The following is a 9,350-nucleotide window of genomic DNA, read 5'->3' as shown; positions in this document are numbered from 1 at the left end:
TTTTTTCAACTCAAGCTGTTTTTTTAAGAGCTCAATAATTTCCCCTTTTTTTAATAGATTAGTAAGCTCCAGATATTTTGCTGATGGAGCAGATACGAAAGTTGATTTAGGTACCTGAGCTGTGGGAGATACTGGAGGTGTGTTAGATGGCTTAGAGCCAATAGGTTTGGACGGTACGCGATTTCTTATCGTTCCCAAATTAGAAAGGTCAATTTTAATATCGGGTGGAAGTTTACGTGGTGGCTCATAGCCTTTTGGTGGTTTTGGTTTATAATTGTTGCTTGAATCGAGATTTCCTGACCCTATACTAGGAACTGCAAAACGGCTATGACCTCCTCCTTGCTTAGTAAGAGTGTTACTTCTTGCTAAGTTTGTTGTTCCAAAAAAAGCACTAATCGCTATGATAATAATCAGCTTTTGCATATTTCATACCTTTTAATTTTCACATATTTAGAAAGACTGACCATTACATTATTAACTTCATAAATCAGTTTATGAGATTCCGTTGTCTCCTCGCTTGATTTCGGCAGGGATTGTTTTATTAATAGGCACGCGGTTCCTGTCATTGGGCTGTTTTAGCTTTGGTGCTAATGCACAAGCCGATAAAAGGTTTGCAATCAAAATTATAAGAATGATCGACTTCATTTTAATATGACTCTTTTTTACTGTTATACACATTCTGATATTTGTTGTCATTATTATAATTTCGACACCAAAGTAAAGTGTATAGTTTACGATAATTTATCTTTTCTTAATTTCATTTTTTAATTTATGAAAATAGCTCAATTTCAGTGCAAATATTTTTTACTTTAGGATTGGATATCCTCGTTATTTTGTCATATGGATATTAAGGGCATCTGTTACGGGAACCATTGCTTTCTATCTCATCTAGTTTTTATGTCTCCATAGATGTCCGAATGTAATGCCTTTTGCGAGAGAATTGGCCATGCTTGATAGTTTGAGTAACAGCATGATGGATATAATGGACAAGATGAGAGCTCCTCCAAACATGAAGCTTACATTCTGGTCGTAGTCGAGTTTCATATCGCTCAAATAGTTTGCAAAGATATTCATCATCAGATTAAATACAGTTGCTAAGAGTAGAAAGAGGATTATATAATTGGCGACTTGTACAATCCATTGCTCAAAAAAGCGATAAGTTGGTTGCCAGAGTAGAGCAATAATGAAGATTGGCCCCCATCCTACGAGAAGTGCAAGTGCGATTTTTGTCAGAAGGACGAGACCCCCACCGATTGCTACGACGAGGCTTGTTGCTAGCAAGATGAGGATTCCTAAGAGACTGTAAAGCAGTCCATTGGACTCGAAGAAGACGGTTTCTTGGAAAAGACGGCCTGCATATTGGAATCCTCCGCCTGCTGTTTTGTCAAGTAAATTCATTAATTGTTTATCATCGAGTGGGTTTGCGATGAGCGCTTTTGATAACTCATAGGGCATTTGTGTTATTAAATTTGTGATTTCTGGTTGATAAAGTCCTGTGGTAAGAGCTATTGAAGTAATAATACTTATCCGCAGGAAACGGTTTACGAATCCGGAAAGTGGCATATCGATAGCGCCACGGATGATAAGCCATCCGTAGATGATGAAAGCGATAGTGATTCCAATTGAAACGAAGGGTGTAATTGTAACAATTGCTTTTGAGGAAACATCCGTGACATATGTTTTTGTTATCTGATCAATTTTATTGAAAAGTTGCGTGAAAACTGTAAAGTTCATGGAATTCCTCTTTAACGAATTTTCAACTTTTTATATGATTTTTAAGCATTTTTCGTTGAACTTTTTAAGGATAAAATGAAACTTCGTAGACCTTTTCGATCTATGAGAGAGAATTGAGTATTACGCATTAACGTTTTCTTTTTACGAGCATACAGGGAAATAATATACAAAATGTTATTATAAAAGCTTTACCTAATAAATCTTATGGTAGGCATTTTCGTGTTTTTACTATTCAAAATTTTTATGTTATGCTTATCTTTCTGTTGTTTGATAAGTGTATGTTCAGCATTGCGTAAATGTGTAACCATTTGTAGTTTTGCTGTTTCATTTTGTAGCATAGCAAGCATTCCAATTATATGTGCTTGTAACTCGGCAATACTTTTTAGATCTTTTGTTGTCGTGATTTCTTTTAATAGTTCTTCAATTTGCTGAAAACGATTGTTTGCTTCTTGAAAAGTTTTTAAACTTACGGCTTTATCAGTGATGGCTGCATATTGGATGCGCTTGTTGATAAAACTGCTAGATTCATGGATAGTGACAGGAATTTCTTCTTCTTTTAAAATATTTTCAAGTGATTTAGATAGAGCAGAAGGTTTATTTCTATTGTAGAGATTCTCTGGATTTTTGAGAAAAAAGCTACTGTGATCTGTTTGTACATTTTTAAGTTTTTTAGTATTGAATTTTTGGCTTCCCGTTATAGACTCGTGTATCTTTTTTACTTCCTCAAGGTGTTTTTTTAGCATATCGAGAAGTTGGGCATCAGATGGCGCTTTCTTTTGCTGTGGAGTTTTTTTAGACTTTGATCTATTTGAAGATGATTTCCCAAAAAAATTGGGCCACGTCGTTGGGACTGATGCTCCCAAATCCGCCGCTCCAGCGCCCCAAACCCAAGCCATCGCTGGGTTTGAAATCCCTAAAGTTATTACAACTACTATTGAAATGACCTTTTTTTTCATGTTTCCCTCCTGTCATTTTTTGCGTGCTGTAAGAAAATTGGCAACCATATTGCTGGATCATCACCAACTTCTGCGATAATGCTTTCGGCTAACTCTGCGTTATCAGGTGTACCTGATAACACCAAGAGCTCGTCACTAAAGTCGTGTTCGATGGCTTTTCCATCGCGTGTCAGGTGGAATTTACCAAGATTCAGTTCTGCAAGCGCAGATTGATCACCTTGCTTAATGAGGAATTGGCGACTAAACTCACCAAGTCCTTTAACGAGTTCAAATTCGGCATCTGTTAGTTTAAAGCCTTTTGTATAATCTTCATAATTTGCTTTGGGATTGGCTAGAAAAATGTAAGTTGCACACTGTTGAATGAGTGTTTTGGCAATATTACTTTCCAAGGCATCGCTAGGCTCTTGTGTTGCATAAACAAAAATACCATTTTGTTTACGGATAGTCTTTTGTTTATTTTTCGCTAAATCTTCAAAGTACGGATCTTGCAAAGGCTTCCAAAACTCGTCAAAGATATACATAAATCGCTGTCCGCTAATCATGCCTTCTGTGCGGTAAAGCAAATACATCATCACTGGAGTGCGAGTTTCAAAATTATCTAAGAACTCCGTGATATCAAAGCCGTAAATTTGATGTGTTGAGAGATCAAGAGCATCATGGGGATTATCAAACAACCACCCATAATCACCACCTTCACACCATTTTAGTAAGCGAGCATGAACAGATGGGTGAGCATTATAATCACTTAAACGTGGATTTGGTAAAAATTGTACTAGAAAGGACAAACGACGGAGTGATTGGTCAATGTTACTGCTCATAACAGACATAACCGCTTTGTTAATTTCTTCCTCGTCGTGATGCGTGACCTCACCACCAGCTTCTGCCAATTTTTTAACAAATTGTTTCAGAAAAATAAGATTTTCTTGTGTGGGTGGGAGTTGGAAAGGATTGAAACCACTTTTTCTGCCTGGCTTGAATGTTAAATATTTTCCACCCATCGCTCGAATGGCAATTTCCATGCCACGATCTTTATCAAAAACAACAGTTGTCGGCTTAAATTTTTGTGCTTGTGCTAACAAAAAGCCGAGTAACACGGTTTTACCCGAACCAGATTGTCCGATAAGCGCGGTATTACCAAGTAAACGTTTATCTGTCGAGTCCTCTTCAAGTTTGGAGGCATGAAAGTTGAAATAAAGCGGTGTTTTACTGGTTGTTTTAAGAATTGTGACGGCTGGACCCCATGGGTTACCAGTAGGTTTTCCTGACATAAAATTATGAAAAGATGAAAATGATAAAAAGTTCAATGATGTAATCGGAGCAGGACGCGGTCTCCATTTCCAATTGCCAGGAAGTTGTGCCCAATAGCCAGCCTCTATTGCTAAGTCTACAGGTTTGGGCAGTACCGCAACGTCTAGTAATGCTGCACTTGCTTTGGCCATATGGTCGCGAACTTGTTGAATTGTATCACCATAGATCGTCAATGTGCAGTGATGTTCTCCCATGACAAAATGCCCACTGATAAGCTGGTTTAGTGCTTCGTCAATTTGTTCAATTTGGCTCGTTGCCACATCTCGTGCATCAATCAGATTACGCTGATGCCGTTGTAAATAATCTTTAGCAGCATGTCGGGAGAGAACTGAAAAGCTCTGCGTCAATACGAACTCGAAGTCACTTTCCAACAAAACATTCAATTGTCCTGGTTTGGTTGTTGCATCATATTCTTTAATTTCCAGCATTCCAAATCGACGCATTCCACTGGTTGTTCGCAGTTCACCAAGAGCGCCCCATTTTGAGAAAAAAGGTCGATTGACAGACATATAGTCAGCAAAACGGTCATGGCAAATTGGCATAGGGCGATATTCACCATTGACAAGCATTCCAAGGAATTCAAGTGCAGAAGAATAAGCATGCCCATTTTTTTCATAAGCACCAAGAAGTTCTGCACCGTAACGGTTTAAAGATTGACCTAAAGTACGATTGATGTCATTGAGTTCTTTTATACATGTGTCTTGTCGCATCTTTTTTTGATCAAGCGTTTCACGTTCATGCTTAGAAAAGAACGACATAATTTTATCCGCTATCGGTTGAAAAATGACAGTCAGATATAAATCATTGACCATCAAATTATAACCAGTAAAGCTTTGTCGATATTTTTCATCAAGCTGATAGCAAAACATTTGATCAAATGTTGAATCAGGATATTCATAAACACGGCGGCGCACAATATGTGCCCAAAATGATAAATTGGCCGATGCAAGCCCCCGTAGAGTATTGTTAAGCTCTTTTATCCATTGAAAAATATCTTCTTCTGAAGCGCTTTGATGCGAACGCCCGTCAATTTTCCAAATTGACAAATATTCCGCATTTTTAGTAGAAATAATCGTATCTGTAATATGATGTGAATAAGGCAGAAACAGGCTTACAGGTGCCTCTGATGCAAGGCGTTTGCTGCTTTCAACAGCTGTCATGTTTATCTCCTTTTACTATAATCAGAGGGACTATAACTTGATGCGCCCCAAAAACTTTTGTTGCGATTGCGAAATTTAGTATCGATCCATAACCACCAGATACGAAACGCCTTATCATCGTTTTTAGTAATTTGCACCATAATAAACCATAATGGAGGCGCTATAATCCACAAAAAGATACTTACTGTCATAGCAATAACAGCAACCCCCATAACCATAACGATAAATGGCATCATGGGGACACCCCATATCGTTGGAACACGTGTTGCTCCTTTGAATAGGGGGAATTCTTTTTTTTCTTGCGATTTCATGGAACGTTCTCGTCACTGGAGGTGAAATAATATGTGGCTAATATAAAAAGCTGCACCAGCAATAATGACACTGAATGCCCATCGCATAAATGTAGCTCTTGCGATAATGCGAAATATATAAATAAGCAAAAGTAATAAAAGAACGATAGCAGCAACGATAGGAATAATTATACTTAATCCATATTGCATCCCTATGAAAACATCTAGACTCTTTGTTTCCGTCTGAGCATATGCAGATTTAGTTATTAATAACATAATAAAAGTTATAAAAATAGCACTAATCTTACATATTTTTGATTGAAGCGTATTTAATTGTTTCATATCCTTTATCCCCTTTTAATTAAAGTTGCTATAAATAATATTCCTTTTTTCGTAGTATGAGCGATATTATTACTGGTACAAATCTATAATCAACGAACATTAAAAACATTACGTATTATACTAATTTATGCTTGACCTGTAAATAGCAGTTTAGCAAGTTGGGTTGCCGAGCCAGCAATGACAACGCCGATTGCCCACCGTACAAACGTATCTTTTCCTATATAGCGGCCTGCGTAACCAATTGCTAAGCACAAAAGTATCACGGCAGCAGCAACAGGAATAATGTGATCAATAAGATCTTTTTTTAGAGCATCTAGAGCTTTTTCAGCATGAGCTAATTTTGCACTTGCATATGCAGACTGTGTTATAAAAAATGCAATTATAGCTGTAGAAATTACTATGATTCTGTTGTTATTTTGTGTTTGGACATTAATTAATTTTCGCATATTTTACTTTCATTAAATTTTCATGAATATTTTATATTTTTTAACATAAACAAATTACTATCTTTATATGTTACAATTAGAAAATATAAACTCTTAATTTAAAAACATTATGTATTATATCAGTTCATTAGTTACCTGTAAATAACAGTGTAGAAAGTTGTGTTGCTGAGCCAGCAATGACAACGCCGATCGCCCACCGTACAAACGTATCTTTTCCAATGTAGCGCCCTGCATAGGCAATTGCTAAACACAAAAGTATAACAGCAGCGGCGAGAGGGATAATCGTTTTTAAGTCATTTTGGAGTGCATCTAACGCCTTTTTTGCAGGATCTAATTTTACATTTGCATATACGGGATTCGTTATAAAAAAGGCACTTAGAGCTGCAGAAATTACGATAATTTTGTTATTATTTTTTAATTTGAGATTAATTAATTTTTTCATATTTTACTCTTATCAATACTTTGTATATTCTTAATATAAACGAAATATCACATAATATGTTTAAATTTATCAAACATAAACTCTCACATTAGAAACATTATGTATTATAAAGACTCACACTTGCCCCTTGAATAACAGGCTCGCAAGTTGGGTTGCTGAGCCAGCGACGATCACACCGATTGCCCACCGTACAAATGTATCTTTTCCGATGTAACGTCCAGCATAACCAATTGCTAAGCATAAAAGAATAACGGCAGCAGCAACAGGAATAATATTAGTAGTAAGATCTGTTTGCAGAGTTTTTAAAGCATCTTCAGCTTTTAGTTTTGCATACGCAGGATGTACTATAAAAAATACACTTATAGCCAAAGAAATTGCTGTGATTCTGTTGTTATTTTTTAATCGGAAATCAATTAATTTTTTCATATTTTACTCTTAATTAATGCTCTTATTAATACTTTGTATTTATTATTATAAAATATATGAGATTCTCATATGTGTATAATAATTAGATATAAAACCTTATGATAAAAATATTATGCGTTATATAGACTTACGCTTGCCCCTTGAATAACAGGCTCGCAAGTTGGGTTGCTGAGCCAGCGATGACAACGCCAATCGCCCAGCGTACAAATGTATCCTTTTCTATGTAGCGGCCTGCGTAACCAATTGCTAAGCATAAAAGTATAACAGCAGCAGCGACAGGAATAATATTAGCATTAAGATCTTTTTGGAGTTCTTCTAAAGCTGTTTTTGCAGGAGCTAAACCTTGTACTTGGGCCCATACGGGATGTGTTATAAAAAATACAGTTATAGCCGTAGAAAGTGTAATAATTTTGTTATTGTTCTTTGATTGGAAACTAATTAATTTTCGCATATTTCTCTCATTAAGACTTTAAATAACATTTTGTATTATAGTTGTCATCTTTAATTTTAACTAACTGCACCTTTGAATAACAGTTGAGCAAGCTGGGTTGCTGAGCCAGCGATGACAACGCCGATTGCCCATCGTATAAATGTATCCTTTTCGATGTAACGCCCTGCATAGAGAATGGCTAGGCATAAAAGTATAACAGCAGCAGCAACAGGAATAATATTAGTAGTAAGATCTGTTTGTAGAGCTGTTAAAGCTTTGTTTGCAGGTTCTATTGCTGCACATGCAGGATTTCTCATAAAAAATATAGTTACAGCAGCAGAAATTGCTGCAACTTTGTTGTTACTTTTTGGCTGGAGGTTAATTAATTTTCGCATATTTCTCTCATTAAGACTTTAAATAACATTTTGTATTATAGTTGTCATCTTTAATTTTAACTAACTGCACCTTTGAATAACAGTTGAGCAAGCTGGGTTGCTGAGCCAGCGATGACAACGCCGATTGCCCATCGTATAAATGTATCCTTTTCGATGTAACGCCCTGCATAGAGAATGGCTAGGCATAAAAGTATAACAGCAGCAGCAATAGGAATAATATTTTTAACAAGATCATCTTGCAAAGTGTCTAGAGCTTTTTTTGCATTTTTTAATTGCACTGCATATGCAGGATTGCTAATAAAAAGTACAGTTAAAGCAGCAGAAATTGTTATAATTTCATTATTATTTTTCTGGAAATTAGTTAATTTTCTCATATTTAGCTTCATTGATTTATCATAAATATTTTTTCTACGAAATAAGAAACAATTTCATTGATGTATAATGAAAGCATTGAAATCCAAAGTTTCTTTTACAAAAAATATTTCTTATTCCAAAAGATTTATCAGTTAGGTTTAAATAATAAACCGGCAAGTTCAGCTGCTGAACCCGCGATAACGACACCAATTGCCCACCGTACGAATGTGTCTTTTCCGATGTAGCGTCCTGCATAACCAATTGCTAAGCATAATAGTATAACAGCAGCAGCGAGAGGGATAAGCAACTTTAAGTCATCACGGAGTTTTTCTAAAGCACCTTTTGCAGTTGTTAATTGTTGAGCATACACAGGATTGGACATAAAAAATACAGTTAAAGCTGCAGAGGTTTTAGTAGCTTTATTCCGAATTATTGTTTGAAGAACTTTTGATTTTTTCATATTGTTTATCTCAATTTAGATTTCGCTTTAGGATAAAAAGATATTTTATACAGCATGACTTTTTTATTACGCGCTTTTGAATAACATATTTGCAAGTTCAGCTGCTGAACCAGCGATAACGACACCAATTGCCCACCGTACGAATGTATCTTTTCCGATGTAGCGCCCTGCATAACCAATTGCTAAGCACAAAAGTATCACGGCAGCAGCAATGGGGATAATCGTTTTTAAGTCTGTTTGGAGTGCAGTTAAAGCTTTGTTTGCAGGCTCTAAAACTACTGCTTGGGCTAACACAGGATTAGCGATAAAAAATACAGCTGAAACTGCAAAGTTTTTAATATTTTTATTATGAATTATTCTTTGAAGGATATTTGATTGTTTCATATTTTTATCTCAATTTATATCACATTGGTATGAGTAATCTCTTTTCTTCAATATGTATTTTTATTGAATACAATGAAAATACTGAAATCTAAATTTTCTTTCATGAAAATTTATGCAGTTTTAAATAATAAACCGGCAAGTTCAGTTGCTGAACCAGCGATAACGACACCAATTGCCCACCGTACGAATGTATCTTTTCCGATATAGCGCCCTGCATAACCAA

General features: G+C 35.9%; 14 protein-coding genes and 2 pseudogenes. All 16 read right to left on the bottom strand.

Features of this window, described 5'->3' with window-relative positions; all coding sequences use genetic code 11:
- Positions 1 to 423, bottom strand: a pseudogene (locus ACFINS_RS08885) (hypothetical protein); the annotation flags it as partial.
- A 69-nt stretch (positions 424 to 492) separates the two neighbouring features.
- Complete coding sequence (locus ACFINS_RS08880) at positions 493 to 645, bottom strand: TrwH protein (RefSeq protein WP_375614846.1); 153 nt, start codon at positions 643 to 645, stop codon at positions 493 to 495.
- A 243-nt stretch (positions 646 to 888) separates the two neighbouring features.
- Positions 889 to 1,734, bottom strand: coding sequence for a type IV secretion system protein (locus ACFINS_RS08875; RefSeq protein WP_375706103.1), 846 nt, complete (start codon positions 1,732 to 1,734; stop codon positions 889 to 891).
- Positions 1,735 to 1,922: 188 nt separating this feature from the next.
- Positions 1,923 to 2,690, bottom strand: a complete 768-nt coding sequence (locus ACFINS_RS08870; RefSeq protein ID WP_375612562.1) for a type IV secretion system protein — start codon at positions 2,688 to 2,690, stop codon at positions 1,923 to 1,925.
- Positions 2,687 to 5,158, bottom strand: a complete 2,472-nt coding sequence (locus tag ACFINS_RS08865; RefSeq protein ID WP_375612563.1) for a VirB4 family type IV secretion/conjugal transfer ATPase — start codon at positions 5,156 to 5,158, stop codon at positions 2,687 to 2,689. Before ACFINS_RS08865 ends, ACFINS_RS08870 begins: the two co-directional genes overlap by 4 nt.
- A 2-nt stretch (positions 5,159 to 5,160) precedes the next feature.
- On the bottom strand, positions 5,161 to 5,469 hold the full coding sequence (locus ACFINS_RS08860; RefSeq protein ID WP_375612564.1) for a type IV secretion system protein VirB3: 309 nt from the start codon (positions 5,467 to 5,469) through the stop codon (positions 5,161 to 5,163).
- Positions 5,470 to 5,481: 12 nt separating this feature from the next.
- Positions 5,482 to 5,790 carry a conjugal transfer protein gene (locus ACFINS_RS08855; protein WP_375612565.1) on the bottom strand — a complete coding sequence of 103 codons (309 nt, stop codon included), beginning with the start codon at positions 5,788 to 5,790 and terminating at the stop codon, positions 5,482 to 5,484.
- Positions 5,791 to 5,915: 125 nt separating this feature from the next.
- Positions 5,916 to 6,236, bottom strand: coding sequence for a VirB2 family type IV secretion system major pilin TrwL (gene trwL / locus ACFINS_RS08850; RefSeq protein WP_375612566.1), 321 nt, complete (start codon positions 6,234 to 6,236; stop codon positions 5,916 to 5,918).
- Positions 6,237 to 6,363: 127 nt separating this feature from the next.
- On the bottom strand, positions 6,364 to 6,678 hold the full coding sequence (trwL, locus tag ACFINS_RS08845; protein ID WP_375612567.1) for a VirB2 family type IV secretion system major pilin TrwL: 315 nt from the start codon (positions 6,676 to 6,678) through the stop codon (positions 6,364 to 6,366).
- A 114-nt stretch (positions 6,679 to 6,792) separates the two neighbouring features.
- A complete protein-coding gene (gene trwL, locus ACFINS_RS08840; RefSeq protein ID WP_375612568.1) occupies positions 6,793 to 7,104 on the bottom strand; it encodes a VirB2 family type IV secretion system major pilin TrwL in 312 nt (103 codons plus the stop codon).
- 127 nt (positions 7,105 to 7,231) lie between these two features.
- Positions 7,232 to 7,555, bottom strand: a complete 324-nt coding sequence (gene trwL, locus ACFINS_RS08835; RefSeq protein ID WP_375612569.1) for a VirB2 family type IV secretion system major pilin TrwL — start codon at positions 7,553 to 7,555, stop codon at positions 7,232 to 7,234.
- A 56-nt stretch (positions 7,556 to 7,611) separates the two neighbouring features.
- Positions 7,612 to 7,929: a VirB2 family type IV secretion system major pilin TrwL gene (gene trwL, locus ACFINS_RS08830; RefSeq protein ID WP_375649709.1), complete on the bottom strand. Its 318-nt coding sequence runs from the start codon at positions 7,927 to 7,929 to the stop codon at positions 7,612 to 7,614.
- 56 nt (positions 7,930 to 7,985) lie between these two features.
- Positions 7,986 to 8,303, bottom strand: coding sequence for a VirB2 family type IV secretion system major pilin TrwL (gene trwL, locus ACFINS_RS08825; protein ID WP_375612572.1), 318 nt, complete (start codon positions 8,301 to 8,303; stop codon positions 7,986 to 7,988).
- A gap of 128 nt (positions 8,304 to 8,431) precedes the next feature.
- Positions 8,432 to 8,743 carry a VirB2 family type IV secretion system major pilin TrwL gene (gene trwL, locus ACFINS_RS08820; protein ID WP_375612573.1) on the bottom strand — a complete coding sequence of 104 codons (312 nt, stop codon included), beginning with the start codon at positions 8,741 to 8,743 and terminating at the stop codon, positions 8,432 to 8,434.
- A gap of 66 nt (positions 8,744 to 8,809) precedes the next feature.
- Positions 8,810 to 9,127 (bottom strand): VirB2 family type IV secretion system major pilin TrwL, encoded by a 318-nt coding sequence (trwL, locus tag ACFINS_RS08815; RefSeq protein WP_375612574.1) that lies wholly within the window; start codon positions 9,125 to 9,127, stop codon positions 8,810 to 8,812.
- Between the two features lie 110 nt (positions 9,128 to 9,237).
- Positions 9,238 to 9,350: pseudogene (locus ACFINS_RS08810) on the bottom strand (conjugal transfer protein); the annotation flags it as partial.

This window comes from Bartonella sp. AA2SXKL (genome assembly GCF_042197205.1).
In the GTDB taxonomy this organism is placed as follows: Bacteria; Pseudomonadota; Alphaproteobacteria; order Rhizobiales; family Rhizobiaceae; genus Bartonella.
Note: the sequence above shows the minus strand (reverse complement) of the source record. Positions and strands in the feature narration are given on the sequence as shown.